The sequence below is a fragment of the Streptococcus sp. SS-4456 genome (assembly GCF_036680365.1).
GTDB lineage: Bacteria > Bacillota > Bacilli > Lactobacillales > Streptococcaceae > Streptococcus.
The window spans coordinates 41,077-62,399 of the sequence record NZ_JAVIHI010000007.1 but is presented as its reverse complement, the minus strand read 5'-3'; the positions used below and the strand labels follow the sequence as shown (position 1 = coordinate 62,399).

26 protein-coding genes and 1 pseudogene are annotated in these 21,323 nt (G+C 42.0%); 17 read left to right on the top strand and 10 right to left on the bottom strand.

Annotation, left to right across the window (positions count from 1 at the left end):
• The first annotated feature begins 114 nt into the window (after positions 1 to 114).
• The 3 genes from RFK25_RS03490 to RFK25_RS03480 are packed head-to-tail and all read left to right on the top strand — an operon-like array spanning position 115 to position 2,255.
• Complete coding sequence (locus RFK25_RS03490; RefSeq protein ID WP_332411524.1) at positions 115 to 756, top strand: amino acid ABC transporter permease; 642 nt, start codon at positions 115 to 117, stop codon at positions 754 to 756.
• 9 nt (positions 757 to 765) lie between these two features.
• Positions 766 to 1,398, top strand: a complete 633-nt coding sequence (locus RFK25_RS03485) for an amino acid ABC transporter ATP-binding protein (protein ID WP_029173294.1) — start codon at positions 766 to 768, stop codon at positions 1,396 to 1,398.
• A 26-nt stretch (positions 1,399 to 1,424) separates the two neighbouring features.
• Positions 1,425 to 2,255 (top strand): amino acid ABC transporter substrate-binding protein, encoded by an 831-nt coding sequence (locus tag RFK25_RS03480; RefSeq protein WP_332411549.1) that lies wholly within the window; start codon positions 1,425 to 1,427, stop codon positions 2,253 to 2,255.
• Positions 2,256 to 2,391: 136 nt separating this feature from the next.
• On the opposite strand, the gene RFK25_RS03475 is transcribed toward RFK25_RS03480, so the two are convergent.
• Genes RFK25_RS03475 through RFK25_RS03465 form a run of 3 tightly spaced genes read right to left on the bottom strand, consistent with a single transcriptional unit; the run spans position 2,392 to position 4,853 of the window.
• The gene (locus tag RFK25_RS03475; protein ID WP_332411522.1) at positions 2,392 to 3,582 is read right to left on the bottom strand and encodes a cation diffusion facilitator family transporter; all 1,191 of its coding nucleotides are present in this window, start codon (positions 3,580 to 3,582) and stop codon (positions 2,392 to 2,394) included.
• A 58-nt stretch (positions 3,583 to 3,640) separates the two neighbouring features.
• Positions 3,641 to 4,090, bottom strand: coding sequence for a threonine/serine exporter family protein (locus tag RFK25_RS03470; protein WP_332411521.1), 450 nt, complete (start codon positions 4,088 to 4,090; stop codon positions 3,641 to 3,643).
• Between the two features lie 4 nt (positions 4,091 to 4,094).
• Complete coding sequence (locus RFK25_RS03465) at positions 4,095 to 4,853, bottom strand: threonine/serine exporter family protein (protein ID WP_332411520.1); 759 nt, start codon at positions 4,851 to 4,853, stop codon at positions 4,095 to 4,097.
• A 284-nt stretch (positions 4,854 to 5,137) separates the two neighbouring features.
• Here RFK25_RS03465 and RFK25_RS03460 point away from each other — a divergent pair.
• Both RFK25_RS03460 and RFK25_RS03455 read left to right on the top strand, forming a co-directional pair.
• Positions 5,138 to 5,589 (top strand): annotated as a pseudogene (locus RFK25_RS03460) (MarR family winged helix-turn-helix transcriptional regulator).
• Positions 5,590 to 5,592: 3 nt separating this feature from the next.
• Entirely contained in the window at positions 5,593 to 5,952 is a 360-nt protein-coding gene (locus RFK25_RS03455; protein ID WP_172000001.1) for a DUF1304 domain-containing protein, read from the top strand.
• A 35-nt stretch (positions 5,953 to 5,987) separates the two neighbouring features.
• On the opposite strand, the gene RFK25_RS03450 is transcribed toward RFK25_RS03455, so the two are convergent.
• From RFK25_RS03450 to RFK25_RS03420, 7 genes are all read right to left on the bottom strand, one after another.
• Positions 5,988 to 6,842 (bottom strand): DUF4097 family beta strand repeat-containing protein, encoded by an 855-nt coding sequence (locus tag RFK25_RS03450; protein WP_332411516.1) that lies wholly within the window; start codon positions 6,840 to 6,842, stop codon positions 5,988 to 5,990.
• A complete protein-coding gene (locus RFK25_RS03445) occupies positions 6,829 to 7,407 on the bottom strand; it encodes a DUF1700 domain-containing protein (RefSeq protein WP_332411515.1) in 579 nt (192 codons plus the stop codon). Before RFK25_RS03445 ends, RFK25_RS03450 begins: the two co-directional genes overlap by 14 nt.
• Before the next feature lie 11 nt (positions 7,408 to 7,418).
• Positions 7,419 to 8,531 carry a DUF4097 family beta strand repeat-containing protein gene (locus RFK25_RS03440; RefSeq protein WP_332411514.1) on the bottom strand — a complete coding sequence of 371 codons (1,113 nt, stop codon included), beginning with the start codon at positions 8,529 to 8,531 and terminating at the stop codon, positions 7,419 to 7,421.
• A complete protein-coding gene (locus RFK25_RS03435) occupies positions 8,528 to 8,845 on the bottom strand; it encodes a PadR family transcriptional regulator (RefSeq protein WP_332411512.1) in 318 nt (105 codons plus the stop codon). Before RFK25_RS03435 ends, RFK25_RS03440 begins: the two co-directional genes overlap by 4 nt.
• A 150-nt stretch (positions 8,846 to 8,995) precedes the next feature.
• Positions 8,996 to 9,394, bottom strand: coding sequence for a DUF5684 domain-containing protein (locus tag RFK25_RS03430; protein WP_332411511.1), 399 nt, complete (start codon positions 9,392 to 9,394; stop codon positions 8,996 to 8,998).
• Between the two features lie 130 nt (positions 9,395 to 9,524).
• Positions 9,525 to 10,745 (bottom strand): peptidase T, encoded by a 1,221-nt coding sequence (pepT, locus tag RFK25_RS03425; protein WP_332411510.1) that lies wholly within the window; start codon positions 10,743 to 10,745, stop codon positions 9,525 to 9,527.
• 9 nt (positions 10,746 to 10,754) lie between these two features.
• On the bottom strand, positions 10,755 to 11,570 hold the full coding sequence (locus RFK25_RS03420; protein WP_332411509.1) for a Cof-type HAD-IIB family hydrolase: 816 nt from the start codon (positions 11,568 to 11,570) through the stop codon (positions 10,755 to 10,757).
• 198 nt (positions 11,571 to 11,768) lie between these two features.
• Here RFK25_RS03420 and RFK25_RS03415 point away from each other — a divergent pair, with 198 nt between their 5' ends.
• The 12 genes from RFK25_RS03415 to RFK25_RS03360 all read left to right on the top strand — a co-directional run bounded on the left by RFK25_RS03415 (position 11,769) and on the right by RFK25_RS03360 (position 21,263).
• Entirely contained in the window at positions 11,769 to 12,224 is a 456-nt protein-coding gene (locus RFK25_RS03415; protein ID WP_044681663.1) for a GNAT family N-acetyltransferase, read from the top strand.
• A 68-nt stretch (positions 12,225 to 12,292) separates the two neighbouring features.
• Complete coding sequence (locus RFK25_RS03410) at positions 12,293 to 12,760, top strand: ATPase (RefSeq protein WP_332411505.1); 468 nt, start codon at positions 12,293 to 12,295, stop codon at positions 12,758 to 12,760.
• Positions 12,761 to 13,098: 338 nt separating this feature from the next.
• Entirely contained in the window at positions 13,099 to 14,271 is a 1,173-nt protein-coding gene (locus RFK25_RS03405) for a DUF2130 domain-containing protein (RefSeq protein ID WP_332411504.1), read from the top strand.
• Entirely contained in the window at positions 14,268 to 14,501 is a 234-nt protein-coding gene (locus RFK25_RS03400) for a DUF1858 domain-containing protein (protein WP_332411503.1), read from the top strand. Before RFK25_RS03405 ends, RFK25_RS03400 begins: the two co-directional genes overlap by 4 nt.
• Positions 14,498 to 15,823 (top strand): DUF438 domain-containing protein, encoded by a 1,326-nt coding sequence (locus RFK25_RS03395; protein WP_332411502.1) that lies wholly within the window; start codon positions 14,498 to 14,500, stop codon positions 15,821 to 15,823. The genes RFK25_RS03400 and RFK25_RS03395 overlap by 4 nt, the downstream gene beginning before the upstream one ends.
• A 52-nt stretch (positions 15,824 to 15,875) precedes the next feature.
• The gene (gene truB, locus RFK25_RS03390) at positions 15,876 to 16,766 is read left to right on the top strand and encodes a tRNA pseudouridine(55) synthase TruB (RefSeq protein WP_332411547.1); all 891 of its coding nucleotides are present in this window, start codon (positions 15,876 to 15,878) and stop codon (positions 16,764 to 16,766) included.
• Between the two features lie 19 nt (positions 16,767 to 16,785).
• Positions 16,786 to 17,709, top strand: coding sequence for a bifunctional riboflavin kinase/FAD synthetase (locus RFK25_RS03385; RefSeq protein ID WP_332411501.1), 924 nt, complete (start codon positions 16,786 to 16,788; stop codon positions 17,707 to 17,709).
• Positions 17,702 to 18,439: a potassium channel family protein gene (locus RFK25_RS03380; protein ID WP_332411500.1), complete on the top strand. Its 738-nt coding sequence runs from the start codon at positions 17,702 to 17,704 to the stop codon at positions 18,437 to 18,439. Before RFK25_RS03385 ends, RFK25_RS03380 begins: the two co-directional genes overlap by 8 nt.
• Before the next feature lie 74 nt (positions 18,440 to 18,513).
• Entirely contained in the window at positions 18,514 to 18,915 is a 402-nt protein-coding gene (locus RFK25_RS03375; RefSeq protein WP_105125429.1) for a Spx/MgsR family RNA polymerase-binding regulatory protein, read from the top strand.
• 20 nt (positions 18,916 to 18,935) lie between these two features.
• Positions 18,936 to 19,214, top strand: a complete 279-nt coding sequence (locus tag RFK25_RS03370) for a UPF0223 family protein (RefSeq protein ID WP_172028890.1) — start codon at positions 18,936 to 18,938, stop codon at positions 19,212 to 19,214.
• Complete coding sequence (locus RFK25_RS03365) at positions 19,204 to 19,962, top strand: inositol monophosphatase family protein (RefSeq protein WP_332411498.1); 759 nt, start codon at positions 19,204 to 19,206, stop codon at positions 19,960 to 19,962. The genes RFK25_RS03370 and RFK25_RS03365 overlap by 11 nt, the downstream gene beginning before the upstream one ends.
• The gene (locus RFK25_RS03360; protein ID WP_332411496.1) at positions 19,962 to 21,263 is read left to right on the top strand and encodes an RsmF rRNA methyltransferase first C-terminal domain-containing protein; all 1,302 of its coding nucleotides are present in this window, start codon (positions 19,962 to 19,964) and stop codon (positions 21,261 to 21,263) included. Before RFK25_RS03365 ends, RFK25_RS03360 begins: the two co-directional genes overlap by 1 nt.
• Positions 21,264 to 21,323 lie beyond the last annotated feature (60 nt).

Genomic DNA, 21,323 nt, shown 5'->3' with positions numbered 1-21,323 from the left:
CAATGAAAAAATATACAAATTTTTGTTAAATTTATTAAAAATTCTGAAAAATCCTTTGAAATAGATAATGTTTTCTGATATACTATAACCTAATCACTCTTTTAGGAGAATTCTATGGATTATGTTTTGGAAGTTCTACCCAGTCTATTAAATGGAGCGGTGGTTTCCCTGCAAGTATTTTTTCTAGTTTTGATACTATCTTTGCCTCTGGGAGCTGTTCTTGCCTTTTTAATGCAACTAAAATTTAAACCCTTGCAATGGCTATTGCATTTCTACGTTTTAATTATGCGTGGAACTCCTTTGCTCTTGCAACTGATTTTTGTCTATTATGTTTTACCTAGTGTTGGTATTACCTTTGACCGTATGCCTGCTGTAATTCTGGCCTTTACGCTCAACTATGCGGCCTATTTCTCTGAAATTTTCCGTGGAGGTATAGAGGCGATTCCTAAAGGTCAGTATGAAGCTGCAAAAGTATTGAAATTTACACCCGTTCAGACCATTCGTTATATCGTCTTGCCACAGGTGGTGAAAATTGTCCTTCCAAGTGTGTTCAACGAAGTTATGACCTTGGTCAAGGATACATCTTTGGTATATGCCTTAGGTGTTAGCGACCTCTTGCTTGCCAGCCGGACTGCGGCCAACCGAGATGCAAGTTTAGCACCTATGTTTATCGCGGGAGTAATCTATCTGTTGATGATTGGAGCTGTTACACTTATTTCTAAACAAGTAGAAAAGAAATTTGACTATTATAGATAGGAGGAAGTCATGTTAGAACTACGCAATCTATCCAAACGATTTGATAATAAACAGATTTTCTCCAACTATGATTTGGTCATTCCAGAGGGGAAAATTATTGCCATCGTCGGTCAATCAGGTGGCGGTAAGACTACTCTGTTACGGATGTTGGCAGGTTTGGAAACCATTGATTCAGGAACCTTGATTTATAATGGTCAAGAACTGCCACTTGAGGAATTGGGGAAACGACATCTGCTGGGCTTTGTCTTCCAGGACTTCCAGCTTTTCCCACACCTATCCGTTTTGGAAAACTTGGTTCTCTCTCCTGTGAAAACGCAGAATATGTCGCGTTCAGAGGCGGAAGACAAGGCCCTTAAACTCTTGGATACTCTTGGCCTGGCTAACCACGCTACTGCCTATCCGTTTTCACTATCGGGTGGACAAAAACAACGTGTGGCTTTGGCGCGTGCTATGATGATTGATCCTGAGATTATCGGCTATGATGAACCAACCTCGGCCTTAGACCCTGAATTGAGAAAAGAAGTTGAAAAACTCATTCTTGAAAATAGGGCTACTGGAATCACGCAAATCGTGGTCACCCACGATATGCAATTTGCTGAAAATATAGCAGATGAAATCATCAAAATTGAACCGAAACACTAAGAAAAGGAACAAATATGATGATGAATATGAAAAAAATGATGCTTGGAGCAGCGGCTCTTGTAACCAGTTTTGCTCTTGTTGCTTGTGGCTCAAGCCAGTCGGCAACTAAGTCTGACAATTGGTCAACTTACGAATCTGAAAAGTCTATTACCATTGGTTTTGATAAGACTTTCGTTCCAATGGGCTTTGAAGAAACAGATGGCTCTTACACAGGTTTTGATGTAGAGTTGGCTAATGCTGTATTTGAGAAATATGGTTTTACAGTTGACTGGCAGCCAATCGATTGGGATTTGAAAGAAACCGAATTGAACAATGGCAATATTGATTTGATTTGGAACGGCTATTCTGTAACAGATGAGCGTAAGGAAAAGGTTCTCTTTACTGATTCGTACATGGATAATCAGCAAGTTCTTGTGACAAAAAAATCATCCAATATCAGTCAAGTTTCTGACATGGCTGACAAGATTTTGGGTGCGCAAGCAGGTTCTTCTGGTTACTCAGTCTTTGAATCTCAACCTGCAATCTTGAAAGACATCGTTCAGAATAATGATGCAAGTCAATATGCGACATTTAACGAAGCCTTGATTGACTTGAAAAATGATCGTATCGATGGTCTTTTGATTGACCGTGTTTATGCAAACTACTACTTGCAACAAGAGGGAATTATTGCAGACTACAACATTATTGATGCTGGTTTTGAAAATGAAACCTTCGGAGTAGGTGCTCGTAAGTCAGATACGACACTTGTTGAGAACATCAACAAAGCCTTTACTGAACTGTATAAAGAAGGAAAATTCCAAGAAATTTCACAAAAATGGTTCGGTGAAGATATTGCTACAGACGCAGTGAAAAACTAATACTCTTCGAAAATCAACATTATCCCTTGTCAAGAGCCTTGATGAACTTCAGTTCTATCGTCGGCTTCGTTTCCTAGGCTACTTTTGATTTTCATTGAGTATAAATAATAATAAGCGAAAAGCCTTGTCAACATGACTAGGCTTTTTTGGATATTTGATGAAATACAACTGTCCAGTTTTCATGGCGTCGCCAGAGGGATGTATGAACGTAGTCACCAATTTCAAAGGTGACCAGTTTGGATTTCTGGCTGATGGAGTTCATCTGATAATTGGATAGGTAGGTGGATTGGACAGGATGTGCTTGAAGCATCTCTGTCTTATTTAGGTAACGACCTTTGGCATCAATCAAGAGATAGTTATCATCAATTAAATCTTCATATCCAACTTCATGGGCTTGAATTTCTGATTCGAAGCGATAGAGTTTGTCAAAGACGTGTTCAAAAATTTCGTCATGAGGGATTTCGGAGGGTTCGACATGGATATCAACATCAAAAACACCGTGTTTTAAGGTGAGAAGTTGCTCCACCTGTTCTGTAATTTCATGGCTCTCATAGACTGACAGATCAGGATTCATTTCTAACACAATGTCCAGATAGATATTGGCACCGTAGGTTCTACCGCGTTGGGATTTGACGGCAACAATTTTGGGTAGTTTGAGAATATCTTCTTCATATTTATGTAGGAGTTCCTCATCAAAACCGTCAGAAAGAGTAAAGAAACTCTCCATGAAAATCTCATAGGCTGTTTTCAAGATGAAGAAGGTGATAATAACGGCAGCAATTTTATCGACAATAGGGAAATTGAAGGCTGCTGCGATAATGGCAACAGATGTTCCGATAGAAGTCACGGCGTCGGAGAGGTTATCTTTTGCAGTTGCTTCTAAGGCTTTGGAATGAACCTTCTTAGCAAGTGATTTATTGTAAAGATAAACACCTACCATTACAAGTGCTGAGAAAATACCAACTATTGCTCCGGTCATATCAATCTCTACAGTTTGGTTGCTCATGATTTTGATAAGGGTGGAGTAAAGGACTTGGAAACCAACTACAAACATGATGAAAGATGTAATGAGGCTAGCTAAATCTTCCATTTTCCAGTGACCAAACTTATGATCTGTATCCGCTGGTTTCTGAGCCATTCGCAGACCGACTAGGACGGCGATATTGCCAATAATATCCGAAATATTATTAAAGGCATCGGCAGTCAGTGCATCAGAATGAAAAATATGACCGGCAGCCAACTTGATACCTGAGAGGGCAATATAGGCTGTGATGGAAATGATGGCACCACGTTCGGCAAGTTTTAAGTTCTGAATTTGTTGTTTCATAGCTCCTCCTAAACATATTCATTTATTCTAACAAAAAGTCTACCTGCTTTCAAGAAACTCAGATAGACTTTTTAGTTTGAAGATAGCGATAAATTTGCATCAGGATGGTTCCGCTGGTCATGCCAATTGGTATAACCAGTGCGAGCATAAGCACGGTAGTCGTATTTACCAAGGCTTCTTTATAGTTTTCTGATACAAATTGCGTAGTTGCCAAATAGGCTCGATAGCCAGGAACTAAGGGGGCAAGAATGGCTAAAGAGAAAATAACGGATGGTGTTTTATACAGAATACTCAATATTTGACTAATACAGGATCCTACAATAGCAGCTATAAGTGTTGCAATGATAACATTGGTCGGACCAAGAAGGAGTAGGTAGAGCAACCAGACACACATACCCAATATCCCGCCTGGAATAAGCAACTGTCTCTGAACATTGAGAACAATAAGAAAGGCAGCGATAGCGATGTAAGAAGCAATAGCCTGCAAGATAAAATAAAGTATATTCATTGATTTACCTCACAATTAAAAGTGCAACAGCTGTTCCTGCTCCTAGGGAGAGGATGACAAGCAAGGTTTGGAAGATTTTTGTCATTCCAGTATTGAGATGGTTGGTCATCAAGTCCCGTACCGCATTTGTAAAGGCAATTCCGGGGACAAATGGCATAACTGCACCAGCATTTATCATATTGGGATTGATAGATAGGTTAGAATACTTTGCAAGCAGTAAAGAGAATAGTGAAAAAGCCAAGGCTCCAGCAAATTTCGATACAAACTCAATTCGAATGAGACGGTCTACCAAGAGGGAGAAGGGAAAGGAAAGTAAGGTCGCAAAGATTGCTGCTATTGCATCCAACAAATTGCCGCCAAACATAATTGTGAAAAAAGGTGCAGCTAGGGCGGCTGCTAAAATAGTCTGCAATTGCGTGTATGGGAGAGGTTGTTGCTTGATGTGGCTCAATTCTTGTAACGCTTGTTCAAGATTGATTTTTCTAGCAGTCAAGGAACGTGAAACCTGATTGACCTGGCAAACCTTCTGCATATCATGTACTGGATTGACAATCCGTTTCATTCGAGAAATATTGGTATGATCTATTGAAAAGAAGATGGCAGCTGGGATGGCTAAGACATTTGCATTTTCTATTCCTTGTGACCTGGCAATCCGAACCATGGTATCTTCTACTCGGTGGATTTCAGCACCACTTTGTAAGAGAATAAATCCAGCTAGCATAAGCACATCAATCGCTAAGTTGAGTTCATTTGATTCTTCCATGCTCCCCTCCTTTAGAAAATGTTTGGACATTTGAATTATCTTTGATTCATCGCTACTCTCAGCTAGCCTACTCGACAGTAGTGACTTGCTTTGTAATTTATATTTTCAATCTAGGACACCCACTCAGTTCCTTGACTGAAAGCAAATTCATTTGCCTATATTATACCAAAACTTGCTTTTTACATGATAGAGTTTTCTAAAGTTAAGCAAAATTCTTGAAAAATATTTGTATTTTGTTATAGTTGATTTATCAACAGTTGATAAATCAACAGAAAGGTAGAAATATGAAACATCTTTCTCAATTACTTTATCAGATAAAATTAGCTGACGAATCAGTCACGGGTCTATTTGAAAAGGGTTAGGGATTAGTCTGACCCGTTATCAGCTTTTGACCAACTTACTTGACCAAGCTCCCTGTTCACAACAGGAATTGCAGGAAAAACTTCGCATTGACCGTGCAGCCATAACCTGACATTTGAAAATTTTGGAGGATAAGGGCTATATTCAAAGGGAGCGCAATCCTGAAAATCAAAGAGAAATGCTGGTTCAACCCACCCAGTGTGCAGTAAATGAACTACAGGTTCGTCCACCAGTCCATCACCTAGCCGTGAAAGCTGCAATGGAAAGCATTTTGTCTGATGAGGAAAAAGAGCGATTGAGCTATCTTTTGGAGAAATTAGTTTCTGGCCTTCAACACCTACCTGTTGAAACTGTTATTAAAGAAAAAGGAGAATAACCCATGTCAATTTTTACAACTATTTTAGCGAGTATCGTAGCGCTTGAGCACCTATATATCATGTATTTGGAAACTTTTGCAACCCATTCGGACTCTACTAGTCGCGTATTCAATATGGAGAAGGAAGAATTACAACGTAAGTCTGTGACAACCCTATTTAAAAACCAGGGAATCTATAATGGTTTGTTGGCCGTCTTCCTTATCTATGGAATTTTCACAGGCAACCTTGAAGTGACAACTATTTTTGTCTTGTTTGTTATTGGAGCAGCAGGCTATGGAGCAGCGACTTCTAGTCCCAAAATCATCTTAACCCAAGGTGGACCAGCAATCTTGGCCTTAATTTCTATTTTGTTGTTCAAATAAACGAAAAAGCCTTCCGTCAGGAGGGCTTTTAGCGATTACCGAATGCTCAATTCACCATCTAGTGTAGAGATGTAGAGGTAATTAGTGGCTTGGGGATTGGAATAGGTAGGAAGGTCAATTCCCAGATTATTTTGACTGGCATCTATATGGATGTCAGTTTTTGTTTTGGGATGAAGAGAAATGTCAATGGAACCATTGTAATTACTGATACCATGTCTTCCTTCTAGTTTTAGATTTTCTGCTTTAAAATCCCCATCCTCAATCGTTAAGCTACTGCCAACAGTATCGGAAATGTCTTTCGGACTTATTAATGTGGACTGATTGATTGCTACTTCTCCATTGATGTGCAATAGACTACTAAGGCTGATGTGACTGTTTTCAATCAAGATGTCCCCATCTTCTGCAGTGAGTTCAAGATTTTGAATAGTTACTTTATCTAGATAAAGGTCTCCTTGAAGGGTGCCTGAAAGTGTTTCGATTGTGCTGTTTTTGGGGACCTGTAAAACAGGTTGATAGTAGGCAATATTCTGGTCATTGACAAGATGTAAGATGGGCTCGAGTAAACCATCATAAGAAACGATGCCTTGAAAAGCACTAGAAATAGTTAATTTTCCATCTTGAACTTGGTGGCTGAGTAGGTCAATGCCTTTGTGCTGATTTCGGTAGTAGTGGAGGTGAAATTGATTGTCAGGCGAGGGCATAATGGACAGTCTTTCATTGACCTCTATAGAACGAATATCCGTAAAGCTTGCCGTTTGGGGCTGAAAGTAGTTTTCGCCAATGTTTTTCATATTTGTCCAACCGCCAGCAAGGTAGCCGATGAGGCTGAGAATGGTCCCCATGGTTAACAGGCTCAGACTGATTTTCGTAAATGGTTTAAGCTGTTTCATGATAGCCTCCTTTGCGAATCATTCTTTGTATCCAGTGTAAAACAAGCAAGAAGGTTTTGCTTCCAAGGTCTAGAGTGAATTTACTACCCAATAGAGTGAGGGCCAAGCAGATGAGGGCCAGGCCTGTGAAGAGAAGGGAGGTAGACCATGATAGTGTGAAGAGGTCAAAGGCGAGGAGTAGCTGGGCGATTGCCAGGCTGAGGAGGACAATCCAGAGTGAGATAAGAAGTAGGAAGACACTGAAGATGAGCACGAGAAGGATGATGAAGAGGGCGATCAAGGTGATGGCTAGGGGGATGCCGATTGGTGCGGCAAGGATAGAGAGGATGGTCAGCCAGAACATATTGCGGGTATTTGGCTTATCCTCAATCTTCTCTTTATCATAGAGATTGGCTAGAATTTCACGGGCTGCATCTTTGGGACTGCCTAATTCTTGAATGGCTTGCTCGTCGTTTTCTTTTTCGTCAAAATATTCATTGAAATAGTCTATGGTATCCTGAAAATCTTCTTTTGGCAGGTGTTTGAGATGTTTTTCAAGCTTCTGTAAATATTCCTTGCGATTCATGGAAACCTCCTTTATCCAACAGTAAGCTGGCAGTCTTGACAATGAATAACTAGCTGAGCAGGGCTATTTTCTTGCTTATAGCTGAGATGAGTGATGTCATCCTCTTTCATCATTGTAAACGCCTTATCCTTTGGAAGTTTAAGGCTAGAATCCTCCTCAGTAATGTCTATGCTGATGTCTGTAGTAGGTTTAAATGTTAGGATAGTATCTTCGGCTTTACAGTTTAGGCTGTTTTCTAGTGCAAACACGTTCAACTTCCAGACGCAATCTTCTAATTCTATGTTGGCATTTGATAGGTTAAGACTTGTTAGATTGATGATAGAATCACTAGCTTTCAGTGTCAAATCTCTTAATTGCCCACCTGAAATAGATAAGGTAGTATCTTCTAGCTGTAGAGAAGCTAGAGGACTTTTTAGATCCGACATTGTCAGACTAGTGTCAGTTGCCTTAAGGACCAACTGTTCGCTTACTTGCACATCCACCATGGTTAGACTGCTATCTCTTGTGTTCAGATTAAGATTGGTAAGGGGCAGGAGATTTTTAGGGATTTTGAGAATAGCAGAGCTAGTTTGATTATTTGAGAAGTAGAGGTGATTAGGGGAAGGCTTGCTTGTTAGGTACAAACTATCCTGAACCAGTTGATAGTCAAAAGCCTGATAGTTGCCATCTTCAGAAACGGGATTGTACAATAAGACAGTTTCTCCGTCATAAGTTTGAACACTCAGAGCCTGATCTTCGAGCGAAATCTGTAGATTTGAAAACTCAGGTAATTCTTCGCTCTTCGCCTTCAATTCCATCCTTTCTCTAGCTTGATAAGCTGAGTGTTTGAAATTGTTGAAAAAACCATCCCAATCAAATTGGAAATCAAAGTCAAAATCGAAATCAAATGCCTTAGCTGATTGTGAAGCTCCTCGGTCTTCCTTAGCAATTAGGGCATCTTCGGGTAGGTTGGCGATGATTTCATTTGCTGCTTCTTGGGGGTTACCTAGTTCAGCAATGGCTGTCTGGTCATCACCTTTTTCATCAAAATATTCATTAAAATAGTCTAGAGCTTCTTGTCTAGCACTTGGATGGAGTTGTGTCAGTGCTTGTTCTAGTTGGTTCAAATACTCTGCGCGTGTCATTTTCGTAGGCTCCCTTCTATAATTCCGTCGATATGGTCTTTGTAGGTATTCCATTCACCTTGCAGGAAGGGGATGTGCTCACGTCCAGCAGGTGTGATGGTGTAGTATTTTCTCTTTCTCCCTTGATATTCTTGGGTATAGGTGGTGACGTAGCCCGCCTTTTCCAGTTTCTTCAAGATAGGGTAGAGCGTGGATTCCTTTATATCAGCAACTATCTTGATGGTTTGACTGATTTCATAGCCATAAGAATCTTGTTTCTCTACGATGGCCAAAATCAGAAATTCAATCAAGATAGAGGATACGGGGTAGTACATGAAATCACCTCTTTATCTTTATGTAATTATTTTATATATAAATTATATACCTATCATTTGCTAAAATCAAGTAATTATATAAATTTTTTATATATTTTTTTAAAAAGTAAAAGCAACCCTTCCAGCTAGGAAAAGTTGCTTCATTTGATATTAGTCAATAAAGAAAGTTTGTGGACCTTGGTAAGAACTTCCGTCATTGAAGGCGATGTAGACATTGAAAAGTGGTGTAAACAAGACATAGAAGATGGCTTGAATATCAGACAAACCAAATGCTTTACCATAGCAGTAAGTCAAATAAATGCCATAAAGTGGTCCAGCAAGTGGGATGAGTAGGAAGAGGATAAACCAACCCTTGTCTTCGCCGAATGTGATACATTGTTGGACGTATAGGTTGTAGAAAGGAATGAGAGATTTCCAACCAGCATAGCCAGCTTTTTTAAAGAGGATGAAGTTGGAAATAGTTACGAGGACATACCAAATGAGTGAAAAAATCATACCGGCTCCCCAAAGCCCAACTAAAATACCTTGTGCAAATGTTTCTTCTGTCATAATAAAACTCCATTTCTTTTTGATGGTTCTATTATAACAGTATTAGTTCAATAATACAAGTGATTTTTCAAAAATTTTGAAAGATTTTCAGAAAAAATCAGACCTTCAATTGAAAGTCTGAACAAATTGTTTATTTATAAGCTACAATACCTAAAATCACATCAACAGCTTTTTCCATGGTTTGCAGACTGACGAACTCGAAGCGGCCGTGCATGTTTTCGCCACCAGCGAAGATATTTGGCGTTGGAATGCCCATGAATGAAATCTTAGAGCCGTCAGTTCCTCCGCGAACTGGCTCGATTAGTGGCTTGATACCTAGATTTTCCATGACGTCCTTTGCTATGTTGATTGGAGTCATGTCTTTTTCGATGATTTTTTTCATGTTGTAGTACTGGTCATGTAGGTTGACAATGACACGTGGAGTGTCAAAATTGGCATTCATTTTCTCTGCAATATCCAGCATGAGCTGCTTGCGGGCTTGAAAATCTTCTTCCTCAAAGTCGCGGATGATGTAGGTGGTAGAAGCAGTATCAACGCTACCCTCCATGTTCATCAAGTGGAAGAAACCTTCATAGCCTTCGGTTTCTTCAGGGCGGTCTGCTTCTGGAAGGGCATTGTGGAAATCAATAGCCATCTGGAAGGCGTTGATCATCTGGTCTTTGGCAGAACCTGGATGGACATTGCGACCTAGGAAGTCAATCTTGGCAGCAGCTGCTGAGAAAGTTTCGTACTGGAGTTCACCAAGCGGTCCACCGTCCATGGTGTAGGCAAAGTCCACATCAAAGTCTTCCACATCAAACTTGTCAGCACCGACACCGATTTCTTCATCAGGACCAAAGCCGACACGGATTTCGCAATGTTTGATGTCGGGATTTTGCACCAAATACTCGATAGCCGTCATGATTTCTGCAATTCCTGACTTGTCATCAGAGCCTAGCAAGGTCGTACCATCTGTGGTAATCAGGGTTTGACCCTGGTAGTTGGTAAGTTGTGGGAAATCTTTTGGATGCAATTCATAGGCAGAAGTTCCCAAAGCGATTGGGTTGCCGTCGTAGTTTTCGATGATTTGGGGATTGACACCTTCTGCGTTGAAATCAGCCGTATCCATATGGGCGATAAAACCAATCTTGCGTGTCAAACTCGGGTCGTTAGCAGGGAGTGTTCCTACCGCAAAACCATTTGGTAAGTAGTGAACATCCTGCAAGCCAATCCGTTTCATTTCAGGCAAGAGGATATTCTGTGCAAACTCGACTTGGTTTTGGGTAGAAGGTGTAGTTGTCGAATGTTCATCTGAGCGGGTGTTTTCTTTGACGTAGACTAAAAAGCGGTCTAAGAGTGTTGGGTATTTCATAGTATCTCCTTATTTGTTCAAAATGTGTTTTTCAATGGCCTTGGCAACACCGTTGTTCTCATTGGTATCTGTGATGTCTTGTGCGATTGCCTTGACCTGCTCGTTGGCGTTGCCCATGGCAATTCCCAAAACAGCAAATTCAATCATTTCAAGGTCGTTGTTGGCATCTCCCATAGCCATAATTTCTTCAGGAAGGATACCGAGACGGTCTGCCAGTTTTTTCAAACCAGTTGCCTTGCTTGCACCGTTTGGTAAAATTTCCAAGAGATAGTCTTGTGAACGAACGGTGGAATAGTGTTTGCTGAGTACAGGATTGTGTTGATTTTCAAAGGCATCAATGGCTTCCTTCTCACCGACAAACATGGCTTCAAAGAAACGGTGACGACCTGATTGGGCTTCCTTCAAATCAATAGGTTGAGGGGTCATGCCCACTAAACGTGCGTCCAAATCAACCATATCATTTGCCTTTTCCGCAAGAACGAAATAGTCTTCCTCATCGAAGAGGGAAATTTGCACATGGTCATTTTCAGTAAATCCAGCAAGATAGCGGACATCCTCAGCGGATAGCTCTTCCCAGTCAATCAAGCTCCAATCCTTTGTCGAATGGGTGGAACAACCATTGTTGACAATGATGTATTCGTCTTCTGTATCAAAGCCTAATTGTTTAACAAAGGGTTTGACGCCAACCAAGGGCCGTCCTGTACAGAGCACAACTGTCACACCAGCTTTAACAGCTTTATGAATGGCATCGATTTGCGGTTGCATCAGTTCTTTTCTCTCATTTAAGAGCGTTCCGTCCATATCAAGGGCGAGTAATTTAATCATATATTCCTCCTTGTTTCCAATACATCTAGTATAGCACAAATCGGGAGAGGACGGATTGAAATACTAAAAGAAATGCTGTATAATATAACAAAATAGAAAGGGGGGCGATTGAGATGAAAGTATTAAAAAATAGAATTGCTGTAGAAAAAATGAATCAAGGGGAGGTTATCAGAAACTAATCTCCCAAAAGGAGTAAAAATGAAGATTGTAACTGTATCGACTGCCGCTGATAAAGCAAGGATTATCGAAGAGGTGCTGGCGGACTTGCCAGAATGGTTTGGTTTGCCTGAGAGTACCAGAGCTTACATTCAAGACGGCTCTGCCTTGCCACTTTGGGCTGCCTATGATGCTGATGAAGCTGTTGGTTTTGTGACCCTGACTAATTCTTCGGAGGCTTGCGGAGATGTTCATTGTATGGGCATCAAGAAAGCCTATCATCGCCAGGGAATTGGACGTTTGCTCATGCAAGCCTTGGAGGAGGAGGCTCGGAAGGACTATGCCTACTTGCAAGTCAAGACAGTGGATGAAGGGCATTATAAAGAATACGACCAGACCATTGCTTTTTATAAATCCTGCGGTTTTGTCAAGTTAGAGGTATTTCCGACCCTCTGGGATGAATGGAATCCCTGCTTGGTCATGATTAAAAAATTATAGACAATGGAGAACATCGGTTATAGACCGGTGTTTTTTGGTATAATAGAGGTATAGAATAGGAGTATGATATGAAGATTGCTGTTAAAAAAGAGGCAGAGAAATATCTGCTCAACATTTGCTACACTGTTCCAGCTAATTTGGTGGAGGCATGGGATTTGTTAGCGACGGATAGTGGTTTTGCTCGCTGGTTTCCTCAGTTGAGGGTTGAGGGTGACAAGTTGATATTTGAAATGGAAGACTTCCGAGAGACCATGGACTTGCTAGCCTATCAACCACAGGAAAGAATTGCTTACACTTGGGATACTGCCACGGTTTCTTTCAGTCTGAGCCAGCAGGAGCAAAGAACACAGATCCTTTTTGAAGAAGAAATCCCTGTCGATTTTGGTAATGACTATGCGGACGCTCAAAAAGACATGACAGGCTGGTTGGTCCAGAATGAATGCATTCAACTTCTCTTGCAAGGACAGGAGTTGCCTGACCACTTGCCCTTGCAGGAAAAATGGGCTACATTTTTGGAAGAAGAACTGAAACGATAGAAGACTAGGAGATTGAGTAAGATGAAATGGTGGGCCCGATTGAGAGAAGAATATTATGAAACACGGTACAATTCTAGCGAGGATTGGCTGGAGTGGTTCATAAAGAGAAAAATGACTTGGGGGTGGCGTTGGCTTATAGTCGTGGCTATTTGTGTCCTCTATCGACTGTTTTGGCTAGAACCACGAAATATTTTTCGCTTCTTCTATTTTATTTTTGTCCTTGGACTTGTATATGGTTGTTATAATTTGATAAGGTTAATACGCAGGAAGTGAGAAAACGAGTAAGCGACATTATTGTTTGCACACGTGATATATGAATGTAATTGAAAGGAAAAATGATGCACAATATTACTTGCCCTAATTGCGCTACCGTTTTTACGGTTAATGAAACAGAATACAGTCAACTCTTGGCCCAGGTGCGTGGTGCGGAGTTTGATAAAGAAATCCACGACCGCTTGGAGCGGGAACGGGAATTATTACACCAGAGGGCTGAAAATGACTTACAGGCCAAACTGGGTGACAAGGACAAGGAAATCCTTAAACTCAAGGCTCAATTGAGGCAAATCGAGCTAGCCAAGGACTTGGAGTTGCAGCAGGCAGTGGCTCAGGTTGAGAAGGAGCGTGACGCGGCTCAGAATGCCTTGGCTGTGCAGGAACAAAAGCAGGAATTGGAGCTGGCGACCACCCGTCAGGAGTACGAGGTACGGCTCAAGGCGGCGGATGAGCAGGTGGAGTTTTACAAGAACTTCAAGGCCCAGCAGTCCACCAAGGCAATTGGTGAAAGTTTGGAACTTTATGCTGAGGCGGAGTTCAATAAAGTGCGGCAGTTGGCCTTTCCAAATGCCTACTTTGAGAAGGATAATCAGGTGTCGGCGCGTGGTTCTAAGGGCGACTATATCTATAGGGAGCTGGATGAGAACGGCGTGGAAATTATCTCCATCATGTTTGAGATGAAGAATGAGGCTGATACAACCAAAACCAAGCATAAAAACGCAGATTTCTTCAAAGAATTGGACAAGGACCGTCGGGAGAAGGACTGCGAGTATGCGGTTTTGGTGACCATGTTGGAGGCGGACAACGACTACTATAACACGGGTATCGTAGATGTCAGCCACAAGTACGAGAAGATGTACGTGGTTCGTCCCCAGTTCTTTATTCAGCTGATTGGGCTTTTGCGAAATGCTGCGCTCAATAGCTTGAAGTACAAGCAGGAGTTGGCAATGATTAAAAAACAAAATGTCGACATCACCCAATTTGAAAAGGAGCTAGATGCCTTCAAAACGGCCTTTGCCAAGAACTACAACTCGGCAAGTACTAACTTTAAAAAAGCCATTGATGAAATCGACAAGTCCATCAAGCGGATGGAAGAAGTCAAACGCTTCTTAACAACCAGTGAGAACCAGCTCCGCCTTGCAAATAATAAACTAGATGATGTCTCTGTCAAAAAATTAACCCGCGACAACCCAACCATGAAAGCTAAGTTTGAGGCGCTGGAGGGGGAAAACCAATGAACACCATCGATCTAAATCTGCCTGTGGCACAGATTATCAACCAGCACCCAGAAGTCAAGGATATTCTGGTAGAGCTTGGTTTCAAGCCCTTGGCAAATCCAGCTATGCTGAATACAGTTGGTAAGGTGACCAGTCTCAATACAGGCTCCAAGATGACCAAGATTCCACTTGACCGTATTCAACAGGTCTTGGAATGCAACGGCTATGAGGTAATAGGAGGAGAAGCATGACAGACCAACGGATTGATATTTTGAAGAATATTCTCTTAGAACTGCACAATGGTGCCAGTCCAGAGTCTGTTCAGGACCAGTTTAATCAGCATTTCACGGGAGTTTCTGCCCTGGAAATCTCCATGATGGAGCATGAACTTATGTCCAGCGACACGGGTATCACCTTTGAAGACGTCATGAGCCTTTGCAATATCCATGCCAACCTCTTCAAAGGAGCCATTGCAGATGTGGAAGTGGCGGATATGGATCAGGAAGGGCACCCTGTCTATGTCTTCAAGCAGGAAAACCTGGCCCTACGGGCAGCTCTCTTACGCATCCGCCGTATCATTGACCAGTATGAGCAGACAGAGGATGCGGAGCTGAAAGACCAGCTCCTGCAAGGTTTGACACGCCAGTTTGACCTCTTGGGGCAGTTTGAAAACCACTACACCCGCAAGGAAAAGATCTTCTTTCCGATTATGGAACGCTACGGTCACGATGCACCGCCCAAGGTCATGTGGGGTGTGGACGACGAGATTCGCGATCTCTTCAAAACGGCTCGCAAAACCCTTGCAACAGGCGACATAGTAGCAACAAAAGCCCATTTTGAAACCTTTGTCAAGGAATTTGAGGAGATGGTGTTCAAGGAAGAGGCTATTCTCCTCATGATTCTGCTGGAGACTTTCACCCAGGACGACTGGCTCCAAGTGGCAGAGGACAGCGACGCCTACGGCTACGCCATTGTTAAGCCGACAGCCAAGTGGGTACCTCATCGGGAGGTTTTTGGAGAAATAGCAGAGCAGGTAGCAGATAGCATTTCTCCGCAGCCAGCTAGCCCAAACCAGCAGATTATCGACACGCCAGAAGGCCAGTTTACCATTACCTTCACACCCAAGGAAAAGTCAGAAACTGTTCAGGACAGGACCAGTCCGCAGATCTTTGGCAATGGATATTTATCTGTTGAACAGGCTAATCTGATCCTCAACCATTTACCGCTGGAATTAACCTTTGTCAACAAGGATGACATTTTCCAATATTATAATGACAGCCACCCTGTCGAAGACATGATTTTCAAACGAACGCCAAGCCAGATTGGACGCCATGTGGAGCTCTGCCATCCTCCCAAAATAGTGGACAAGGTCAAGAAGATTTTTGACTTGCTCCGCACGGGACAAAAAGACCAGGTCACCATGTGGTTCAAGCCTGAGAGCATGGGCAAGTTTGTCTATGTGGTCTATAAGGCAGTGCGTGATGACCAAGGAGAGTTTCAAGGCGTTTTGGAGTATGTTCAGGATATCCAACCATTTTTTGAGATTGATAGCGATTTTCATCGGGATATCTAAATTATATAGGACCGCCCACAAGAGCGGTCCTTTGTGTTATAATGAGAACATGATTTCAGGAATTATTAATGTAAAAAAAGAGGCTGGTATGACCTCGCATGATGTTGTTTTTAAGCTCCGTAAGATTTTGCAGGAGAAGAAGATTGGTCACGGTGGGACCTTGGATCCAGATGTGACAGGTGTTCTGCCCATTGCAGTCGGCAAGGCCACGCGCATGATTGAGTACATGCAGGAAGAGGGCAAGATTTATGAGGGCGAGATTACCATTGGCTACTCCACCACGACTGAAGATGCTTCGGGGGAACTTGTTGAGCGGACACCGGTTTTGGACATAGCAGAGCAGGCAGTTGATGAGGTCATGGCTAGTTTTGTCGGGACCATTACCCAGATTCCGCCTATGTACTCTGCTGTCAAAGTAAACGGCCGCAAACTTTACGAATACGCACGGGCGGGTGAAGAAGTTGAGCGTCCTCAACGCCAAATTGAGATTTACAGTTTTGAGCGAACCAGCCCGATTGAGTTAGCAGATGACTGTGCCCGTTTTACCTTCCGTGTTCGCTGTGGTAAGGGCACCTATGTCCGTACCCTGTCTGTTGACCTAGGGGCTAAGTTGGGCTATGCCAGCCATATGTCCAAGCTAGAGCGTACAGGTTCAGCTGGTATGCATTTATCAGATGCCCTGACTATTGACGAAATCGCTGACAAGGTAGCTCAAGCTGACTATTCCTTCCTCCGTCCTATTGAGCAGGGAATTGGTGATTTGCCTATTGTTGATTTGACGATTGAGCAAGTTATTGATGCCAGATTTGGTCGTTTTATAAGCTTAGATAGTCAGGCGAATTTGTTGGCAGGTTTTCATAAGGAGAAACTGGTGGCTATCCTAGAAAAACGTGACCAAGTCTATAAGCCTCGCAAGGTTTTTCTTGAAGAAGTTTTAGCCTAGTTGTGATAAAATAAACACTATGAAGATTAGAACGATTAAAAATTATCAAGAACTCCATCAGGAAGAGCCGACTGTTTTGGTTCTAGGTTATTTTGATGGCATTCATCTGGGGCACAAGGCACTCCTGGACCGAGCTAGGAAGGTGGCGGATGAAAAGGGTTTGTCGGTGACCGTACTGACCTTTCCAGAGTCCCCTCGCCTAGCCTTTGCTCGTTTCGCTCCAGAGCTCTTGCTCCATTTAACCAGTAAAGAGGAACGCTATCGCCTCCTAGAAACATACGGTGTGGATCAGCTGGTTTTGACCAACTTTACTAGTGAATTTGCCAGCAATACTCCTCAGCAGTTTTTAGAACGCTACATCAAGGGGTTGAACGCACAAGTCTTAGTGGCAGGTTTCGATTATCATTTCGGAAATTGCAGAGCGGATGTGACAGACTTGACAGCCTTGTTTGACGGGCAAGTTGAAATTGTTGAAGAAGTCTGCCTAGATGGAGAAAAAATTTCCTCTACCCGCATTCGCCAAGCTATCCATACAGGAGATGTTCGTTTGGCCAATCGTCTGTTAGGTTATACTTTTATGACCGAGGGAATTGTGGTGCATGGAGATGCCAGAGGCCGCACCATCGGCTATCCTACAGCAAATCTGGCTCCATTTGACCGAGTACATTTGCCATCAGAAGGGGTCTATGTAGCCGATGTTGAAGTGGATGGCAGACGCTACCGTGCCATGACAAGTGTTGGGAAAAATGTGACCTTTGATGGAACGGAAATGCGGATTGAAGCCCATATTTTTGGATTTGATCGCTTTATCTACGGTGAAAAAATCACTATTTTCTGGCTCGAAAAAATTCGCGACATGGTCAAATTTGATGGCATTGATAGCCTAATGGAACAGATGAAGTTGGATGAAGTATTCGCTTTGCAATGGGGGAAAAATGATTAAAAGAATAATTCAAGATCCCCGATATGAAAAAGGGATGACCTATCTAGCTATCGTTTATGTTTTTTTGATTATTCTTGAGTTGATAGATGCCAGCATTGCAAATTCGGCTGGCTATAATGCCTTAGACTGGCTGCTTTGGTTTATCTTTGTCTGTGACTACTTTGTCAACCTCTATTATGCAGATGATAGTATAGACTACATTCAAACCCATATTTTAGAATTGATTGCGATTATTCCTTTCGATTCCGTCTTTAGTTTTCTTCGTTTGGGGCGTTTGGCTCGGCTATTTAGGTTGGTCAAGGTAGCTCGGATTTTTGCTCTTTCCAATCGTTTTTGGAATACGGTTAACAGGCTCCTACATACAAACAGTTTGTCCAAGGTCCTGATGTTAAACCTTTCGGCCGTTTTAACTGCTAGCGTCCTGCTGTCAGCTATTGAGGGAAAATCCTTTTTTGATGCAGTCTGGTGGTCGATTGTTACCATGACAACCGTAGGTTATGGGGATATTGTTCCCCAAGATACCATTTCAAAAGTGATTGCCATCCTCTTGATGCTGGTTGGGATTAGTACCTTTGGTATGGTAACTTCGACCATTACCCGCTTTTTCTCTGAAACTGAGAAAGAAACCAAGTTGGATTTATTGCTTTCAAAAGTGGATGAACAGACGGAGATGATCAAGCGACTAGAAGCTAAAATAGAAAGTTTAGAAAAATTAAGAGATTTAGACTAAAATTCCCTATTGAAAACTAGTTCAAAATGCATTATAATAGAATTGAAGGATAATGTAGAAGGGGGGATTAGTGGATGATTACGTTATTTTTATCACCGAGTTGTACCAGTTGCCGTAAGGCGCGTGCTTGGTTGACCAGTCACGAAGTCCCTTTTGTTGAACACAATATCATGACCAGCCCTTTGACGGCGGATGAACTGAAAAAGATATTGGCTTTGACTGAAAATGGAACAGATGATTTGATTTCTACTCGTTCCAAGGTTTTTCAAAAGCTGAATGTTGATGTAGATGAGTTGTCCATTAAACAGTTGATTGAGCTGATTGAGCTTTACCCAAGTCTTTTGCGCCGTCCCATTATTTTGGACGAGAAACGGATGCAGATCGGTTTCAATGAAGATGAAATTCGTGCATTCTTACCACGCAAATACCGCAAACAAGAACTAAAAAATGCTACATTGAGAGCAGAAATCGGATAAGAAAGATAGATTTAGAAGATATGAACAAAAATTATTCATATCCACTTGATTTTTCGTGGAGCACAGAGGAGATTTCCTCCGTGCTTTCTTTTTTAAATCAGGTGGAGGCAGCCTATGAAAAAGGTGCGGATGCAAGTGCTATCCTTACCAGCTATAAAGAATTTAAGGATGTTGTAAAGAGTAAGGGGCAGGAGCGCCAGATTGATCGAGAATTTGAAGAAGCATCTGGTTATTCTACCTATCAAGTTGTCAAGGTTGCCAAGGAGAAAGGGAAAGGGGTTGTCCGTCTTGGAAACTAAGTATCGCTTAGCCCAATCGCTTGTTCTGGCTGCAGGGGATTTCTTACGTCAGCATTTAGATGATCAATTGGAAATTGAAGAAAAGGCTAGTGCCAGGGATTTGGTGACCCACTTGGACAAGGAAGTTCAAGATTACCTTACTAATAAACTTAAAACAAATTATCCCAATGACTTCATTTTTGGTGAAGAAGGTGGCGACGTCAGTTCTATTTCACAGGGAAATGTATGGGTTATAGATCCGATTGATGGAACTAGCAATTTTATTGCACAGAAAAATGATTTTGCCATTATGGTCGCCTATTTTGAAAACGGAGTTGGACAGTTTGGTTTGATTTATGACGTGATACAGGACAAGTTGTTTCACGGAGGTGGAAACTTTCTAGTATGTTGCAATGAGGAGCCGTTAAAGCAACAGACATTTGCTCCCCTCCAGCAAAGTCTGATGGGCTTGAATGCTCAACTCTACGCAGCCAATCAACATGGCTTGGCTGAACTAGCAAATCAAACTTTAGGCACACGATCAGTTGGCAGTGCAGGTATTGGATTTTCCCATGTTTTAGAAGGAAGGTTATTTGCCTACGCTTCTTATTTGTATCCATGGGACTATGCGGCAGCAAGTATTCTTGGACAAGGATTAGGTCTTAGTTTGTTGAGTTTGGATGCTGAAAATCCTTCGTTTGATAAAAGAGAACACGTTATCCTCGTTGCCAATCAGCACTTAGAAGAAGTGAAGAGGTATTTATTCTAATGCAATTACCACAGGATTTTATTGATAAATATAGTGATTTGCTTGGTCCAGAAGCCCAAGCATTTTTTGAGAGTTTTGATGAGCCAGCTATTTCAGGTTTTCGGACAAATCCCTTGAAGGAACATCAAGTCACTTTTGACCAACCAATTCCAGATATGCCTTGGTCTTACTATGGTAAAGTTTCAGGTAAATCGCCTGAACACGTGACTGGTTTGGTCTATTCACAAGAACCAGCTGCCCAAGTTGTTGGACAGGTTGCCAGTCCTGAAAAGGGTATGAAGGTCTTGGATCTGGCTGCTGCACCGGGTGGAAAATCAACCCACCTGCTTTCTTATCTGGACAATACCGGACTGTTAGTGAGTAATGAAATTTCAAGCAAACGAGCAAAAATTCTAGCAGAAAATATTGAACGGTTTGGAGCAAGAAATGTAGTCGTGACAAATGAGTCTGCCGACCGCTTGGCAAAGGTATTTCCAGCCTATTTTGACATGATTGTCTTAGATGCTCCTTGTTCCGGGGAAGGTATGTTCAGAAAGGATCCAGCTGCTATTCAGTATTGGTCAAAAGATTATCCATCTCAATGTGCCAGCCTACAGCGAGAAATTTTAGAATCAGCCCTGGAAATGTTGGCTCCAAAAGGTCAGTTGATTTACTCGACCTGTACTTGGTCACCTGAGGAAAATGAAGAAATCGTCGCTTGGCTACTGGACAATAATGAGTTAGAGTTGGTTGATATTCCCAAAATCAATGGCATGGCAGAAGGGATTGGCTATCCTCAAACAGCTCGCATGTATCCCCATCATTTTTCAGGGGAAGGGCAGTTTGTAGCCAAGTTTAGATATAGCGGTGAAGCCAAACAGAAAAAACTGAAGCCAGGGAAATCAAACCTAAATAGAGAGCAACAAGCTCTTTGGAAAGAATTTGAGCAGAAACAATTGACTGTTCAATTGTCCGGTATGTTACAGGTTTTTGGAGATAATCTCTATCTCTTGCCTGATGGATTGCCAGATTTGTCTAAAATTAAGATTGCACGGAATGGACTTCATTTAGGTACTTTCAAGAAGAAACGCTTTGAACCGAGCTTCGCCTTGGGCTTGGCGCTTCACAGTTCAGGAGTCAAGCATAGAGTAGACATCAGTCCAGATGACTTTGTAGCATATGTGGCTGGACAGACTGTTGCAGTTTCTAAGGACCTACCTAATGGTTGGTATCAGGTTGCAGTTCAAGGAAACGGTCTTGGATTTGCAAAAATTGTTTCTGGCACCCTAAAAAATGCCTTTCCAAAGGGCTTGAGATTTTAGTAGAAATAAGCAGATTTTTTTTGCAACTTGTCTTTTTATATGATATAGTGGATGAGTGGA